The following is a 15,382-nucleotide window of genomic DNA, read 5'->3' as shown; positions in this document are numbered from 1 at the left end:
GGAGAGCCCCACCATGCCGCAATGCCGTGCACGTCCGTTCCTGAAGTGGGCGGGCGGGAAGACCCAGTTGCTGGACGCCTTCACCGAACGCATCCCCCCCGAACTGGGGGACGGGAAGATTACCCGGTTCGTGGAGCCGTTTGTCGGCGGCGGGGCGGTCTACTTCCATTTTTCCGGCCTCTTCCCCTTCGAGGAGTGCCATATCTTCGACGCCAACGAGGAGCTGGTGCTCGCCTACACCGTGGTGCAGCGGGACGTGGATGGCCTCATCGACGCCCTCTCCGCCCTGGCCGGGGAGTACCTGGACGGCGATGAGGGGGAGAGAAAGGCCCTCTACTATGCGGTCAGGGAGGAGTTCAACCGGGGGCGGGCCGGGATGAACTTCCGCCGCTACAGCCGGGCCTGGGTGCCGCGGGCGGCGCAGTTGCTCTTCCTGAACCGCACCTGCTTCAACGGCCTCTTCCGGGTGAACTCGAAGGGGGGGTTCAATGTGCCCTTCGGCACTTACGCAAACCCGACGATCCTCTACCCGGAGGTGCTGCGGGCCGATGCCGAGCGCCTCCAGAACACCCGCATCCACCTGGGCGATTTCTCCAGGGCCGGGCGGTACGTCGGGGCGGGGACCTTTGTCTACTTCGACCCGCCCTACCGCCCTCTGAGCCGGACCGCCTCCTTCACCCAGTACTCCCGGAACGCCTTCGGGGATGCCGAGCAGCGCCGCCTCGCCGCCTTCTTTGCCAGGTGTGATTCCCGGGGGGCGAAGCTGATGCTCTCCAACTCCGACCCCCGCAACATCGACCCGGCCGACAATTTTTTCGACGAGATCTATGCGGGTTTTCGGATCGAGCGGGTGCCGGCTCGCCGGATGATCAACTCGGACGCGGGGGGGCGGGGGGAGATCAACGAGATTATTGTGAGGAATTATTGAGGGTGTATCCCCTTCCCCTCCAGATTCCCGGTGACGATGCCCGCCTCATCCCTGCCTGACGGCACGGCGCTTGTTATCGACACTGAGGCCACGGGACGGTTTGTGGGGGGGCGGCCATCTTCTGTCCGAATGGTTCTGTCATGCTTCATCCACTCCCTTCGTGGTGGCGGTCCTCCTCCTGCCTCCTCCCCGGTTCCCCGCCGACGACCATCAGGATCACAAGCCCGGTCAGGGCCACCACGAGCACCATGACGAGCACGTCGGGGTCGCCGTCCGTGAACAGAAGGCCTGGAATCGTGTGCTTTCGGGCCGGACGGCAATAATCATTAATGCCTTGCCGAAGATATCCTCTCTGTCCCCGGTATGGGGACGGCGGAGAAGGGAGATGCCTGAGGGGGTTTATGCGGCGCCGCAGACCGGCAGAATAGATGTAATGCTGCAGAATATCTCAAATCCGGGTGTTTTCGGCCCGGCAGGCAGGGGGTGATCCCGTGGATATCTCCCTGATCCTGAACCTGATCTTCCTCTTCAACATCCTCTTCGCCATCGTCGTCGTCTTCTTCGAGCGCAGGAACCCCACGGCCGCCATGGCCTGGCTGATGGTGCTGGTCTTCCTGCCGCCCATCGGGTTTGCCCTCTACCTGATCTTCGGTCAGAACTACACCAGGCAGCGGTTGTTCACCCTCAAGGAGAAGGACGACCTGGCGCTCTGGAAATACTTCGAGGAGCAGCACCGCTCCATGGTGGACGGCCGCTACCGCCTCTCCACCCCCGCAGCCGAGGCCTACCGCAGCACCATCTTCACCCTGCTCAGGAACAACCGCGCCCTCCTCACCCAGGGCAATCAGGTGAGCATCTGCACCGACGGGCGGGAGAAGTTCGATGCCCTCTTCGAGGCGATCCGCTCGGCCCGCCACCACATCCACCTGGAATATTTCATCATCAACAACGACGCCCTCGGGAGGGAGATCATCGCCGCCCTCGCAGAGAAGGCCAGGGAGGGCGTCGAGGTCCGCCTCCTCTTCGACGCCATGGGCACCCGCGCCGGTGGGGGATCGGAAAAGGCCTTTCACGAACTCACCGATGCCGGCGGGCGGATCGGGGTCTTTTTCCCCTCGTATGTGCGGGTGAACTACCGCAACCACCGGAAGATCGCCGTCATCGACGGCACCGTTGGCTTCATCGGCGGCTTCAACATCGGGGACGAGTACCTGGGCACCGGTCCCCTCGGTTACTGGCGGGACACCGCCCTGCAGATCCGCGGGCAGGCGGTGAACCTGCTGCAGCTCCGCTTCTGCCTGGATTGGAACTTCACGACCGGCGAGTACCCGGAATTCAATCAGGCCTATTTCCCGGAGATGCACGGGGAGGGGGGCACACCGATCCAGATCGTCGCTGGCGGCCCGGACACCCGCTGGAACCCGATCAAGGAGGGCTACCTGAAGCTGATCACCTCGGCCCGCGAATCGGTCTATCTCCAGAGCCCGTACTTCATCCCGGACGAGAGCGTCACCGACGCCCTCAGGCTGGCCGCCCTCTCTGGCGTGGACGTGCGGGTGATGATCCCCTGCAAACCCGACCACCCCTTCGTCTACTGGGCCAGCCTCTCCTTTGCCGCCGACCTCCTCGACGCCGGGGTGCGGGTCTACACCTATGACAACGGCTTCATCCACGCCAAGACGATCGTGGTCGACGGCACCGCCGGATCGGTGGGGAGCGCCAACTGGGACGTGCGGAGCTTCCGGCTGAACTTCGAGGCGAACGCCTTCTTCTATGATACGGCCGTGGCAGGCGACCTGCGCCGGCGTTTTGAGGGCGACCTGGCGCACTGCACTGAGATCACGCCGAAGGCATACGCGGATCGCCCCCGCTGGATCCGGATCAAGGAATCGATCTCCCGACTCTTCTCGCCCCTGGGGTGACCCTCAGTTCAGGCGGGAGCGGAGGTATGCCCCGAGGAGGGGGGCGCACTCCTCGCAGCGTCTCTTCAGGATAGGGAGGGCGTAGGGGATGTGGTGGGGGAGGGCGGCGGTGCCGGTCGCCGCCCTGGCGAGGATATTTTTCTCCTGTCCGACCACCCGCGTCGCCCGGGAGCGGATCGCCTCCAGGAACTCCTCCGCCGTTTCGGCCGGTGCGCACGTGACGACATTCCCGATGTCGTGGAGGAGGTGGGCGTCCGTCCCGCCCGTCCGCCCCAGGGCGTGGCGGTGAGCGAGCGCCGCCGCCTTCAGGTTGTGGGAACGGGTCATACCACCGCAGATCACCTCCAGGGCGTCGAACCGGGAGAAGATCCCGGGGTCGGCGCACCCGCTGGCGATACAGCGCTCCACCCCGCGGTTGAGGAAGGCGTAGCCGCAGGGGTGCGCCTCGACCGCTACGCAGTGGTAGCCCTCGCGGGCGTCCAGAATTTCAGCGGTGGTCAGGCCGATGGCCAGGCAGGGGCCCTCGCCTTTCTGTGGTTCGATATGGGCCCGGTAAAACTCCCGGAGGTCGTTGGTGGAGGAGAAGTAGAGAAGGATATGCGGGCCGTCGGCGGCGCTCACCTCGATCCCCGGGATGAGCGGCACCCCCATGCCGGCCCGTTCGGCCTCCAGGGCCCCGCCGATCTGGTTGTGATCGGTGATGGCGAGCCCGATCCCCCGCTGTCTTGCCAGCCGCAGGGCGTCGCTCACCCGCGTCCATGAGTCGGAGTGGCGGGTGTGGACGTGCAGGTCGGCCGGCAGCAGTCCGCACCGCCTGATCCCGGCGGCGTCCGGGCGTCTGAACGCAATAGGGGGGAGGGTGGCGTCGTCTGGCATATGCTCGCTCCTTGGAGTTGACAGAGGGGGATGGGTGTTCAGGGAGCAAAAGGGTATCATATGCGGCACCGCCGGCGGAGGGCTTATGGGCGGGACCGACCCATCTCCCTCTGAGAGGTCGATGATGTCCGGAGTTTCAGAGATTGGTGAGCGGCTTTCCGCCGCTTTTGGGCTTTCAACCCTCCCGATTGCCGTCTGCGGTGTCGATGAGGTGCCGGAGGGCGCCGTCCCCCTCCCCTCGGTCCACCGCTGCATCGCCGTCTCCCTCTACCGCCTGGCCTCCGGGGCAACGGGGGCAGATGGGCTCTATCTTGGCGGGGATGCGGACCGGGGCTGCTGCCCCGGGGGGCTTGCCCACATGGGGCTTGTGGAGCGTTCCGATGAGATCCGCTGGTTTGTCTCTACCGGGCGGGCCGATGTGCGAGGCGGGGCGGCCGAATACCTGAAGGCGGATCCCGACCTTGTCGATGCCTGTTTTGCACGGGCAGGACCGGTCAGCCCGCCGGGGCGCTACCTGCTCCTCCGCCCCTGCCGTGAGGTGACAGACGATGCCGCCGTCCGTTCGCTCTGTCTCCTCGGCACCGCCGAGGCCGTCCGAAACATCGCCGCCCTCGTCCACTTCGATCGCCCCGACCCCTTCTCGCCGGTGATCGCCCCCTGGGGGCCGGCGTGTGCGACCTTCGTCTCCTATCCTGCCGGAATGACGGCCGGCGCCCCGGCGGAGACCGCCTTCCTCGGCCCCACCGACCCCACGGTGAATTACGCCCTTCCTGCGGACGTTCTGGGCATTGGCATCCCGATCGGTGTGGCGCGGCGGATGGCAGAGAACCTGGAGGCCTCCTTTGTGCTCAGGCGGCCGAGGGTGGCCTTCCCGGAACGGCGGGGGTGAAGGGCCCCCTACTCTTCTCTCGCAAGATATCGCTGCGTCCAGGGGCAGGCGACGATGCAGGCCCCGCACATGGGGTGCTCGAGGCCGAGTTCGTCGGCGACCTGCCGGCAATGGGCATGGCATGCCCGGCTGTCCCAGAAGGCGTCCCGCTCCAGCCCGGGCCGCCACTCCAGCCCCGAGACGGCCGAGGCCGGGCAGGCGGTCCGGCAGCCCTCGCACGGGCCGCACGAGGAGCGCTCGATCGGCGTGTCGGCGGTCAGGGGGGCGTCGGTGAGCACCGATGCAAAACGGACGGCCGATCCGTAGCGGCGGGTGACGAGCAGGGCGCACTTCCCCACCCAGCCGAGCCCGGCCCGCGTGGCGGCGGTCTTGTGCTGGAAACCGGCCGAGAGGGTGGCCATGTCAAATGCCGCCGTGGTGGGGTCGACGGCCGTGGCCCGAAAGCCCGCCCCCGAGATGAGGTCCGCCACGCCCGGAACCAGCGCCGCAAGCCGTCTGTTGACGGCGGAATACTCGCGGCCGTAGTCCTCAGACGGCCCCGCCGCAAGCCCCCGCACGACCGCGGGGTCCAGGGCGATCCCCCATACCACCGCCCGCCGGAGTTCGAGCTCCGGACTCAGCCCCGGAGGAGAGAGGTCGGCGATCCCGGCGACAGAGGCGCCGTTCTCCAGGAGATGTCCCCGGATCCGGGTGGTGAGGTCATCCATGGCAGATATGGGGCGGCGGCCGGCAAGAACTTTCCCGGATTCAGAAGGTTGATAACCCCATCGTGCCTCTTCTCTTCTTGGAGTATCATGCTGAACACACGCGAGATCATCACAAAAATCTGGGACGCCCAAGGCTACGGGAACCTGGCTGTCTGGGCGGATGGCACGACTGCCATCATCGCCCCCAACGAGAGCCCGGAGAGGAACGGCGTCGCCCCGCTTGCGATCTTCAAGCCCATCCCCCTTGTCGGCGGCTTCCCGATGCTGGACTATGCCACCCACAATGCCCGGCTGCTGGAGCAGATCGAGACGACGATCCGGGAGGCCGGCGGCGAGATCGAGCGGGACTGAACCATTCAATCCCCGGGCGGCGGAACGGCGAGACGGGCGAGCACCCGCCCGATCACCTCCGGGTTCTGCGGCAGGCGGAGATGGCAGTAGGCCGAGGGGTCGCCACCGCTCCCGGGGTCCGGTGCGAGCACCTCTACTCCCGCGCCCGGGATCACTGAATCGGCGTGAGGGACGATGCCGTCGCCAGCATGGGTGGTCCGCCACGCCCCGTCCGCCCCCCGCTCCCAGGTCTTCCCGTCAAAGAAGGGGAAGAACGCCGGGTCCCCTGTCCGGTTCTCGGTCAGGATCAGGCGGTAGTCGGTCCCCTCCCGCTGCCCTGCCGCGGCCAGGCGGGCGAGGAAGGGGCTGCCCGGCCTGAAGGCCTGGACGATCACGTCCTCCAGGGGGTCGTAGCGGCGCGGCACGAAGACCCCGGCAAGCCGTTGCAGGATCTCGGGGCCATGGACGGGGTCGTGGAAGATTTCGGCCATGGCAGAGCCGTTGTTCGGCGGACCGAGGGCGATCAGCCTCCTCACCCGCTCAGCCCGCCGCCCGCCGTCGATCACCTCGAGCAGGTAGCGTGCGATGCATGCCCCCATCGAGTGGCAGACCAGGTCCACCGGTCCGGAATACCCGATCTCATCCCGCACCGTTCTGATGTACTCCTGCAACGCCCGTGCGATCTCGTCCGGCCCCTCATCGCCCATCCCGGAGTGATCGAAGGCGAACGAGCGGTATCCCTCCCGATCGAGCGCCATCATCATCGGCTTCCAGATCCCCGGATGGCTCCGCCAGCCATGGACCAGCACCACCGGAACCCCTCTCCTCCCTCTCACGCGAGTCCAGACTCTGGTGGTCACCCCCGTTAAACCTTCTTCTCCCCCCGGCACAATTCACAACCTTCAATAGGGCTTCCGCACCAGATTTCGTATGGATCAGGCCGCCTTTGTCGCCGCCTTTTTTGCGGCATTGTTCGCCATCGCAAACCCGATCGGCAACATCCCCTTCTTCATCACCTATACCACCGACCTGGCGAACGCCCGCATCCGTCATGCTGTCGCCATCCTCCTCGGCCCGGTGATCTTCGCCACGATCCTGCTCTGCATGTTCTTCGGCTCCTCGACCCTCTCCTTCTTCGGGATCTCCCTCCCCGCCTTCCAGATCGCCGGTGCCATCATCCTGCTCACCATCGCCCTCTCGATGATCAGCGGCACCCATACCGAACGGGTGCACGCCGCCACCTCGGGCAAGGGCGCCGCCACCCCCTGGAAGGCCGCCGAGGCCTTTATCCCGACGATCCTGGTGCCCCTGGTCATCCCGATCTATGTGGGGGCGGCGACGATCACCGTCTCGGTGCTCTACGGCCAGCAGGCGATCGCCGGGGGCTATCTGATACCGGCCGTAGCCGTCGTGGCCGTTGTCTGCCTCCTGATCGTGCTCTGCAACCTCGCCTCCGACGCCATCATGCGGGTGCTCGGCAAACAGGGGCTCGAGATCGTGGTGCGGGTCTTCGGGATCATCCTGCTCGGCATCGCCGTCCAGATGTTCGCCGAAGGTGCCGGGGATATGGCGGCCTCCTTTGTCAAGGCGCACCTCTCCTGAGGGGAGTGCCCCCCTCAGCCGCCCCCGCCCTGCCCGTGCCGCGCCTTTCTCATGCCTCCATCCGGCGGTCATGGTATCAACAGGGGCGCGCTCAGGCATACGTTTCGCCATGACAACAGTTGTTCTGGCAACCTGGTGCTCCGAAGGTTCAATCGATCTGCAGACCAGACTCCTCTCCATGAACCTTCACATCCCGCCGACCTATCTCTAACTCGGGATGGGGGCGAGCCTCGTCCTCTTCCTCCTCTTCCCGTCCTATAACCTCCTTACTCTCCCCTGGAACCGCATCGGTCTCCTCCCTATCGCCGCCGGTTTCTGGATCATCATCCGCGCCTGGCGGGTGTTCGTGGCGTGCGGCACCACGGAGAGCTACCGGGAGGAGACCACCTGCCTGGTCACCGACGACCTCTACCGCTACAGCAGAAACCCGATGTATGTCGGGTTTGTGGTTGCGCATATCGGGCTGTGCGTCTGCTGTTTCGCAAACCTCCTCTCCTTTGCCGGCCCGCTCTTCGTCTTCCTGGTGCTCAACTTCCACTTCATCCCCTATGAGGAGGGGCGGATGATCAAGCAGTTCGGCGATGACTACCGGCGGTATATGGGGCGGGTGCGCCGCTGGGTCTAGGGCTGTTTCGTGCCCCTTAAAAAAAGCCGGCGATCAGATCTTCCTGATCTGATCCACCATCCCTTGCGCAAATGCGTCGCCTGCAAACACCTTGAGGGGGGCATACAGGCTGTCGGCCAGGTTCGGGAGGTCGCCCGCCGAGATGTTCTCCGGGGTGATGCCGCATTTTTTACACTGGGTCTTCAGGGCGGTTTTTGCCATCGCAGCGCCGATCTTCGGTTCGAGAATCCCGATGATCTTCTCTGCGTAACCGCTCATTCGTCATCCCCCCCGAAGAGGTGGAGCAGTTTATACCCTGCCAGGATGAAAAATCCGGCTTCAAATACATATGCGAGGCTCTGAATCCATTTCAGGGAATAATCCTTCGTGAACCCGAAATCGGTGCCATGGCCCAGGAACCTGAGGACGCCGGAGATCGTGGCGAAGAGGGCGAAGAGCATCAGCATGTCGATGAACGACCTGATGGCCCCGTCATAGTGCCGCCGGGCGGCGAAGTAGATGCCCGTCACCGCCAGGAAGATCAGGGGGACGATGACCTTCAGGAGGGGGTTGAGGGGACTGGTCTCATAGTCCAGCATGTCGATCATCACTCGTCGCCCCCTGCCATCCCGAAGGCCTCGGCGATCTCCATGAACTTCGTGTACACGAGATATGCAACGAAGAGACTGATCAGGGCGAAGAGCAGGAAGAGGGTGCTTTCACCCCATTTGTACTGGGCGAAATAGTCGCCCCCGTACCTGAACGCCGTCGCAATAAACCCGGTCACCCCTCCCCACATCAGGAATGTGGCGATCTTCTTGAGGTTGCCGCCGTACTTGTTCTGCGCCTGATAGAAGAGGTATGTCCCGGCGAGAAACATGACGGGAACGACCAATTTCAGGAGCGGGTTGAGAACACTGGTTTTGTAGGATAAAATTTCAATTACCATCTTCCAGACCTCCGTAATTTGTCACCATGACGCCTATTTGAAGAACATCTGCTGGAAATTATATCTCTGCAGATAAACATTCTCTCGCTATGTTCGATATCATATATATTGATTTTCATATCTTCGAGGATAAAAATTCTGATTTTTATTAATATCATTTAATTTCACTCCCTCTCTTGACGAACCCTCGTCATTATGTGCCCTTACGAATATCAACATTTAAATATTAATGATTATAATTGCTCGGTGTGGCGAAGGGTATGGAGGACGATTCAGAGTTGATGCTTCAAAACCGATTATTGATGGATTTTGTTGCAAAAATCGTCCGGGGAGAGCAACCCGGATCAATAGAAGGAGAATATTCTGTGGAGACGCAGGGGGTCGTGGACCAGATCAACCAGGCGACCGCCACGCTCTCGATGGTTGCCGATGCAATCAGGGCGATCTCACAGGGCACCCTGGACGGAAACCTCGATATCAGGGCGGATGCAACCGCTGTTCCGGGTGTCTGGTCCGACCTGATCGGCGACTGCAATCTGACCCTGGAAACGGTTGCCGCCCCCCTCAGAGTGGTGTCCGCACATCTCGGGCAGATCGTTGACGGCGAGATGACCGGACCGATCACAGGGGAGTATGCTGGCGAATATGCCATTGTCACCGGTAACCTCAACCGTTGCCTCATGCTCATATCTGACATGCAGCATGAGGTGGAGGGATTGAATGATGCGGTATCTGCAGGGCAGATGCATGCCCGTATCGATGGGTCACGGTTTTCCGGTTCATGGGGGAGAATGGCGGAAGAGATCAATGCCCTGCTCGATGCCTGCACCGTCCCGCTCTCCGAGACCGCGGCTGTACTTGATGCCTACTGTGCCCGGGCCTATTCCGTCCGTTTCAGCGACGATATAGTTGTTACAGGGGATTTTCAACGCTTGAAAGAGTCGGTGAACGCCGTCGGGATCCAGGTCTCGCAGACGGTCGCTGAAATGAAAGATATCATGCAGGAAATTCGCTGCAACACCGAAACGGTGAGTCGGGGTTCCCATGAGATTGAAAGGGCCTCGGAAAATGTTGCCATCACCACGCAGGAGGCGACCGGCAGAACGCAGCAGCTCTATGAAAAAATCGAGGACATCAACAGGCAGATCGGTGAACTCTCCTCTTCGACGATGAATATCGAGAAAAAATCGTCTGAAGTTCTTGAGAGCGCAATGAATGTTGTCAACTTCGGAAAAGAGGCCCAGATCGCTGGAGACGATGCCAATACAAAGATGGCGAAGGTCGAAGAGATTGCGAGGAGAAGTGTCGAGGAGATTCATGCTCTCACCGAACAGGTACAGCGGGTCAGTTCCGTCGTGAAGATCATCAATGAGATTGCACGTCAGATCAATCTTCTGGCATTGAACGCTGCAATCGAGGCGGCGCGGGCGGGCGTTCATGGACGGGGCTTCGCCGTCGTTGCCGGTGAGGTGAAGAAACTTGCCGGTGAGGCGAGAGAGGCGACAGAAAAAATCGAAAATGTGGTTTCAAATGTCCAGGAAAGCAGCGGAAAGACGGCTGAAGCGATCACGGCCGCCAACGCGGAGATTGTTGAGGGGGTTGCCAGTGTCAATGCCGCCCTCCTCGGCCTGAACAAGATCATCCAGAGCGCCGAGCAGGTGAGGGAGGACATCTGCGCCATCACGTCATCGATCGAAGATCAGGCGGAAATCGCCTTTTCCGTCGTATCAAACGTGAGTGAGGGGGCAGAGATGACGATGAGCTTCCAGAAACAGATGGAGGATCTCGCCGCCCTTGCGCAGGAAACGAGTGCTTCAGTCGTTGAGATTGGAAAGACGCTGCACGAATCCAGTGCCCTTGTGTCCGTGCTGGATCAGGGTCTGGAGGGGGATGTCGTCTGAAATCCAGGACCCTTCCGCCCAGGAGTCTCTTTTCCCTCCTCTCTCCTCTTTTTCCTGCCCTCAATCATACGGCGTGATTGCGCCGCCCTCCTCCGGGCCTATTTCGTGCCGTAGGATCGCACATGTCCCCATGCCCGCCTGAGGTTCTCCGGGGGATCGGCGTAGACGCCGATATTTCGTCTGCTATAGAGGTCCCGATCCCTCCCGATCGGGCAGACCTTCGCGCAGATGCCGCATGGAGCGAGGCGGCGCCGTTCGAGCGCGGCGCTGTTCTCGGCGCAGGCGTGTTTGTCGGTCAGACCCGCCGGATAGTCCTCCCCGCCCAGGGCCCGGGCCGGGCACATCCGCACACAGGCCATGCAGCGGGTGCAGAGGTTCCCCTCCATCACGGGGTCAGGGGGGAGTTCTGCGGCGGTCAGCACCGATCCGAAGCGCACTCGCGGCCCGAAGTCGGGGGTCAGCAGCATGTTGTTCACCCCGAAGGTGCCGAGACCGGCCAGATAGGCGGCGTGCCGGTGGGAGAAAAACGCCACCGGATTTTCCAGGAGGACGTCGATCCCGGTATACCCGTCCCGCGGCACGAACACCGAGGGGTGCCCCTCCGCGTTCAGGAATTCGGCGATCCGATAGGTGTACTGGTCGAGGAGGGTGTTCAGGGTGCGATAGGTCTCTCGGTACCAGATGGAGGGTGTGGTCTCGATCGCCGGCAGGTGGACGGGAAGTCCGATCACCACCACCGAGCGGGCCTCTGAAAAGATGGCGTGCGGGAAAAAATCGGTGTGCATCCAGGGCTGGAAGGGCGGATCCTCCCACCGCCGCACATCCGCCACCCCGACCAGCGGGATATCCATCGAGCGGCAGCGTTCCAGGAGGGCCGACTTCAGGGTGTGGTGATCGCCGGGCATCATAGATGGTGTCCGCCCCGGCGTATGAATCGTTCGGCCCCTCAGATCCGGTAACAAGGAGATGATCTCGTGGCCCCTGCCGGTCATCTCGTCGATCCCGGCCGCCTCGGTGATCCGGTAGAGCATCCTTTATGCGGGATTTTCCTCGCAAAGATGTGAATGTGCCCTTATCTGTCCGGGCCGGATCACCTTCCCTAAATAATCCGGGATCCCATGGAGTGTGATGAACTCACGCAGGATCACGGTTGTTCTCGCATGCATTTGCCTGATCGGATGCGGGCTCTGTGCGGGCTGCACCTCAAAGGGCGGCGATGCCGCATTGGGTGCAGGCGGCAACGCACAGGAAGGCGTCGCCGCTGCAGCTGACGCTTCAGTTCAGAACAGTGAGCAGCTCGAAGCGATCGAGGAGCAGATCCGGCAGATCGCCGGGGCATGGGAGATGTCCGAGATTACCCATGACCAGACCTCGGTGACGGCAGTGCTTACAAATGAGAACGGCGACACCGTCACCATCCGGGCATCGGTGTACCTGACACCGGCAGCGGCCATGGAGGCCTTTGAGCAGGCGAAAAACGCCTACACCGGTTTCAAGATCGTCAGCGTCGATGCAGGCGACGCAGGGTATGCCTGGACTGAACGGACACTCTCGGAGGTCGGTGTCGTGAAGGCGAACGCTGTTACCGTTATCGACTACGAGACACCCGGCGGCATCGGTTCGGGCGGATCCGCCGCAGAGGCAAAGGCCCTTGCACAGGATCTCGCCTCGGTGATGGGGACGGTCCCGCTCTGAAACCCCCAAACTCCTTTTTTTCTGCCTCAGCCCTTGCTTCTCGCCGAATCCGACCTGGATCGCATTTATGGCACCTCATCCTGTTCCGGGCGTCTCCCGAACCGCTCGCAGACCAGTCCGCTGACGACCGAGAAGAGGATCAGGTAGGCGGTCAGCACCGCCGTATACAACCCCCCGAAATAGTAGATCATCAGGGGGATGAGGGGGAGTTTGATTGAACGGGCATAGAGAAAGGCGCCGGTGAATGCCCGCCGCATCCCTTTCTCCTGCAGGTCGGCGAGGAGGGTGTACCAGAGGTAGATGGGCCCGGTCGCCAGCACCCCGACGACGATGGCAAAGACCCAGCCCCGGAGACCTGCCTCCTGCCCGAGGTGTCGTGCCACCTGTCCCGGTCTGATCAGCAGGTTGACGGCGAACATGAGGGCGAAGACAAAGACCAGCACCGGCAGGACGTTCCTGAAGATGGTGAGAAATCCCTCGACCGACCGGGAAAAGAGTGCCGGTTCGACGATGAACACCCCGGCGTAGGCGAGGACCACGCACAGGAGGAAGAGATAGGGGGCCAGGAACCCGGATTTTTTCTGCTTACCGGGCTGTTTCTTCATGTCCCGCCCCCGACGACCGAGAGGGTGAGCACCACGCAGACGGCGATGGCGATCGAGAAGAGGAAGCCGCTGAGGTTGCGGACCAGGGCGAAGCGGCGTCCCAGGATCTGCATCTCGGCCGGGAGAGAGACGATGCCGACGGTCACCCAGGTGATCAGAAATGCGGTCACGGCCGCCAGGGATATGCCGGCCTCAAGGAGCTCGCCGCCGATCACATAGCTGGTGACCGGGTTGCCGGCGGCGATGCTCCCGAAGAAAGCGCCGGTGCAGGAGTCGATGAGGGGGTTGCCGGTGAAGACAGCCGCATATGCTTCGTCCGGTATGGCGGCGACGAGCAGGCTGACGAGCATCAGCAGCCCGACGATCCAGGGGAGGGTCTGGAGCACGCTTCTGCCCGTTTTGTACGCACTTTCCCTGATGCCCTCTCTTCCGCCGACCAGGCCTGCCTTGCTGTTCATCCTGGTGAGATAAACGACGGTTATCTCGCATAGGTGTATCGATCCCTGCATCCAGGGCGGTGCGCCACTTATATCGATCCCTGGCCCCAATCCCATCAAGGAAACCCGTCCATGCCCCTGCCAGAGACCGCCCGCTATCTCAATGCCCTCGGAGCAGCGGTGCTCTTCGGCATCGGGGCACCGGTCGCCAAACTCTTCCTTGGCGAGAGTGGCATCGGCCCGGCGGCGCTGGCCGGTCTCTTCTATGTGGGCAGCGGCTTCGGCCTCCTCCTCTACCTCATCATGGGACGAATGGCAGGGAGGCGGCGGGCCCATGCCGAGGCCTCCCTCCGCCCTGCCGACCTGCCGTGGGTTGCCGGCGTCGTCCTCTTCGGCGGCTTTCTCGCCCCCCTCACCCTGATGTTCGCCCTGGAGTCGACGCCCGCCGCCACCGCTGCCCTGCTGCTCAACTTCGAGGCGGTGGCGACGGCGGTCCTTGCCGCCCTCATCTTTGGCGAGGCGGTGGGGCGGAGAACCTGGACGGCCCTCGGGCTGATCACCGGGTCCTGCCTCCTGCTCTCCTGGGGGACCGGCGGATTCGGCGGCATCTCGATCGGCGCCCTGGGTATCCTGCTCGCCTGCACTTTCTGGGGGCTGGACAACAATGTGAGCCGGAACGTCTCGGCCCGCGATCCCGTGGTGACCGTGATGATCAAGGGCCTTTGCGCCGGCGCCCTCTCGCTATTCGTGGCCCTCCTCCTGGCCGAGCCCCTACCCGCCCCCTCCCTCACCCTGGCGGCGATGACCGTCGGCTTCACGAGTTACGGCGGACTCACGAGCATCCTCTTCCTCCTCTCCCTCAGGGACGTCGGCACCGCCCGCACCGGTTCGATCCTGGCGATCGCCCCCTTCTTTGGTGTGGCCGTCTCCTTCGCCCTCTTCGCCGCCCCCCCTGACCCGGCGTTCTATCTCGCCCTCCCGGTGATGGCCGCCGGCGCCTATCTGCTGGTCACCGAACGGCATGGCCATCCCCACCGCCACCTGCAGATCGTCCACGAGCACCGGCACCGCCATGACGACCTCCACCACGACGCTCACCCCCATCCCCTGGGCACCCCACTGGTCGGCCGGAACGGCTTCCATTCCCATCCCCACGCCCATGAGGAGGTCTTCCATGACCATCCCCATGTGCCTGATATCCACCACCGCCACCCCCATGAGCCCGGGCGGTGAGGGCGGGCATACGCTTATATTCTCTCAGCAGAAAAGGGTGCAGAAGGATACCCCAGAGTGTGGAGTTGATTGCCTGTCAAATTTTAGAAAAAATGATGATAAAGGGCCAGATGGAGAGATAATCCGTGTAAGGCTGCCGAACAAGCGCAACCGCGAGATGTTTGCCAGTGCGGAGCTGATGCTCGGCGCCAACCATATCAGGGTCAGGTGCTTTGACGGCGTGACCAGAATCGGGCGGATCAAGGGCAAGATCAAAAAGCGTGTCTGGATCCGGGAAGGGGACGTGCTCATCGTCGTGCCCTGGGACTTCCAGGACGACAAGTGCGATATCATCTATCGGTATACCCGGCCGCAGGTGGACTGGCTGCGCAGCCGGAATTATCTGTAAATCTTTTTTGCCGTCTTTTTCCGTGAGATTGGCCCTCTGATCGCCGGGGAGGGATTGTTCGCCGACGGATGGGTGTGCTCACCTCCTGAAAATGATTCGTTAACTTTTCAGAACGTTCTTGAAGACTGACCCTGTCACATCGGACGGGGACTTCAGGGGGTGGGACCCCCGGTCCGGTGATATCCGGGATTGGACGGTCCCCGCCGGGAGGGGAGACCTCTCCCGGACCCGCCCCTGCTCTCCACACAGGACTGTTCCGCCCCCTATTGTTGAGGGTGGACGGCGAATTGAAGACTGCCGTCACCCTCGAAAAACT

Annotated in this window: 19 protein-coding genes; 10 read left to right on the top strand and 9 right to left on the bottom strand. The window is 62.8% G+C overall.

Features of this window, described 5'->3' with window-relative positions:
* The first annotated feature begins 13 nt into the window (after nt 1-13).
* Together CUJ86_RS01290 and cls are read left to right on the top strand one after the other, a co-directional pair.
* Nucleotides 14-928 (top strand): DNA adenine methylase, encoded by a 915-nt coding sequence (locus CUJ86_RS01290; RefSeq protein WP_130645758.1) that lies wholly within the window; start codon nt 14-16, stop codon nt 926-928.
* Nucleotides 929-1,419: 491 nt separating this feature from the next.
* Nucleotides 1,420-2,850, top strand: a complete 1,431-nt coding sequence (gene cls, locus CUJ86_RS01285) for a cardiolipin synthase (protein WP_130645757.1) — start codon at nt 1,420-1,422, stop codon at nt 2,848-2,850.
* Between the two features lie 3 nt (nt 2,851-2,853).
* Here cls and CUJ86_RS01280 read toward each other — a convergent pair whose 3' ends face one another.
* Complete coding sequence (locus CUJ86_RS01280) at nt 2,854-3,726, bottom strand: PHP-associated domain-containing protein (protein WP_130645756.1); 873 nt, start codon at nt 3,724-3,726, stop codon at nt 2,854-2,856.
* Nucleotides 3,727-3,847: 121 nt separating this feature from the next.
* On the opposite strand from CUJ86_RS01280, the gene CUJ86_RS01275 reads away from it, so the two are divergent.
* Nucleotides 3,848-4,615: a DUF169 domain-containing protein gene (locus tag CUJ86_RS01275; protein WP_130645755.1), complete on the top strand. Its 768-nt coding sequence runs from the start codon at nt 3,848-3,850 to the stop codon at nt 4,613-4,615.
* An 8-nt stretch (nt 4,616-4,623) separates the two neighbouring features.
* Here the strand turns inward: CUJ86_RS01275 and CUJ86_RS01270 are convergent, their stop codons facing one another.
* A complete protein-coding gene (locus CUJ86_RS01270) occupies nt 4,624-5,322 on the bottom strand; it encodes an epoxyqueuosine reductase (protein ID WP_130645754.1) in 699 nt (232 codons plus the stop codon).
* 87 nt (nt 5,323-5,409) lie between these two features.
* Here CUJ86_RS01270 and CUJ86_RS01265 point away from each other — a divergent pair, with 87 nt between their 5' ends.
* On the top strand, nt 5,410-5,673 hold the full coding sequence (locus CUJ86_RS01265) for a hypothetical protein (protein ID WP_130645753.1): 264 nt from the start codon (nt 5,410-5,412) through the stop codon (nt 5,671-5,673).
* 5 nt (nt 5,674-5,678) lie between these two features.
* Here the strand turns inward: CUJ86_RS01265 and CUJ86_RS01260 are convergent, their stop codons facing one another.
* Nucleotides 5,679-6,488: an esterase/lipase family protein gene (locus CUJ86_RS01260; RefSeq protein ID WP_130645752.1), complete on the bottom strand. Its 810-nt coding sequence runs from the start codon at nt 6,486-6,488 to the stop codon at nt 5,679-5,681.
* Between the two features lie 94 nt (nt 6,489-6,582).
* On the opposite strand from CUJ86_RS01260, the gene CUJ86_RS01255 reads away from it, so the two are divergent.
* Both CUJ86_RS01255 and CUJ86_RS01250 read left to right on the top strand, forming a co-directional pair.
* The gene (locus CUJ86_RS01255) at nt 6,583-7,254 is read left to right on the top strand and encodes a MarC family protein (RefSeq protein ID WP_130645751.1); all 672 of its coding nucleotides are present in this window, start codon (nt 6,583-6,585) and stop codon (nt 7,252-7,254) included.
* 217 nt (nt 7,255-7,471) lie between these two features.
* Entirely contained in the window at nt 7,472-7,879 is a 408-nt protein-coding gene (locus tag CUJ86_RS01250) for a methyltransferase family protein (protein ID WP_130645750.1), read from the top strand.
* 33 nt (nt 7,880-7,912) lie between these two features.
* On the opposite strand, the gene CUJ86_RS01245 is transcribed toward CUJ86_RS01250, so the two are convergent.
* The 3 genes from CUJ86_RS01245 to CUJ86_RS01235 are packed head-to-tail and all read right to left on the bottom strand — an operon-like array spanning nt 7,913 to nt 8,807.
* On the bottom strand, nt 7,913-8,137 hold the full coding sequence (locus CUJ86_RS01245; RefSeq protein ID WP_130645749.1) for a hypothetical protein: 225 nt from the start codon (nt 8,135-8,137) through the stop codon (nt 7,913-7,915).
* Nucleotides 8,134-8,466: a hypothetical protein gene (locus tag CUJ86_RS01240; RefSeq protein ID WP_130645748.1), complete on the bottom strand. Its 333-nt coding sequence runs from the start codon at nt 8,464-8,466 to the stop codon at nt 8,134-8,136. Before CUJ86_RS01240 ends, CUJ86_RS01245 begins: the two co-directional genes overlap by 4 nt.
* Nucleotides 8,466-8,807 carry a hypothetical protein gene (locus CUJ86_RS01235; protein WP_130645747.1) on the bottom strand — a complete coding sequence of 114 codons (342 nt, stop codon included), beginning with the start codon at nt 8,805-8,807 and terminating at the stop codon, nt 8,466-8,468. Before CUJ86_RS01235 ends, CUJ86_RS01240 begins: the two co-directional genes overlap by 1 nt.
* 365 nt (nt 8,808-9,172) lie before the next feature.
* Here CUJ86_RS01235 and CUJ86_RS01230 point away from each other — a divergent pair, with 365 nt between their 5' ends.
* Nucleotides 9,173-10,708: a methyl-accepting chemotaxis protein gene (locus tag CUJ86_RS01230; RefSeq protein ID WP_165394718.1), complete on the top strand. Its 1,536-nt coding sequence runs from the start codon at nt 9,173-9,175 to the stop codon at nt 10,706-10,708.
* Nucleotides 10,709-10,806: 98 nt separating this feature from the next.
* On the opposite strand, the gene CUJ86_RS01225 is transcribed toward CUJ86_RS01230, so the two are convergent.
* Complete coding sequence (locus CUJ86_RS01225; RefSeq protein ID WP_328590922.1) at nt 10,807-11,739, bottom strand: epoxyqueuosine reductase; 933 nt, start codon at nt 11,737-11,739, stop codon at nt 10,807-10,809.
* Nucleotides 11,740-11,836: 97 nt separating this feature from the next.
* On the opposite strand from CUJ86_RS01225, the gene CUJ86_RS01220 reads away from it, so the two are divergent.
* Nucleotides 11,837-12,403 carry a hypothetical protein gene (locus CUJ86_RS01220; RefSeq protein WP_130645745.1) on the top strand — a complete coding sequence of 189 codons (567 nt, stop codon included), beginning with the start codon at nt 11,837-11,839 and terminating at the stop codon, nt 12,401-12,403.
* A gap of 65 nt (nt 12,404-12,468) precedes the next feature.
* Here CUJ86_RS01220 and CUJ86_RS01215 read toward each other — a convergent pair whose 3' ends face one another.
* Together CUJ86_RS01215 and CUJ86_RS01210 are read right to left on the bottom strand one after the other, a co-directional pair.
* Nucleotides 12,469-13,008: a hypothetical protein gene (locus CUJ86_RS01215; RefSeq protein WP_130645744.1), complete on the bottom strand. Its 540-nt coding sequence runs from the start codon at nt 13,006-13,008 to the stop codon at nt 12,469-12,471.
* Nucleotides 13,005-13,466, bottom strand: coding sequence for a hypothetical protein (locus CUJ86_RS01210; protein WP_130645743.1), 462 nt, complete (start codon nt 13,464-13,466; stop codon nt 13,005-13,007). The genes CUJ86_RS01215 and CUJ86_RS01210 overlap by 4 nt, the downstream gene beginning before the upstream one ends.
* Nucleotides 13,467-13,577: 111 nt before the next feature.
* Between CUJ86_RS01210 and CUJ86_RS01205 the strand changes: the two genes are divergently transcribed.
* The gene (locus CUJ86_RS01205) at nt 13,578-14,678 is read left to right on the top strand and encodes a DMT family transporter (RefSeq protein WP_130645742.1); all 1,101 of its coding nucleotides are present in this window, start codon (nt 13,578-13,580) and stop codon (nt 14,676-14,678) included.
* A complete protein-coding gene (gene eif1A, locus CUJ86_RS12245; RefSeq protein ID WP_130646197.1) occupies nt 14,662-15,066 on the top strand; it encodes a translation initiation factor eIF-1A in 405 nt (134 codons plus the stop codon). The genes CUJ86_RS01205 and eif1A overlap by 17 nt, the downstream gene beginning before the upstream one ends.
* The last annotated feature ends 316 nt before the right edge of the window (nt 15,067-15,382 follow it).

It is taken from the genome of Methanofollis fontis (assembly GCF_004297185.1).
GTDB lineage: Archaea > Halobacteriota > Methanomicrobia > Methanomicrobiales > Methanofollaceae > Methanofollis > Methanofollis fontis.
This window is presented reverse-complemented; position numbering and strand designations above follow the sequence as displayed.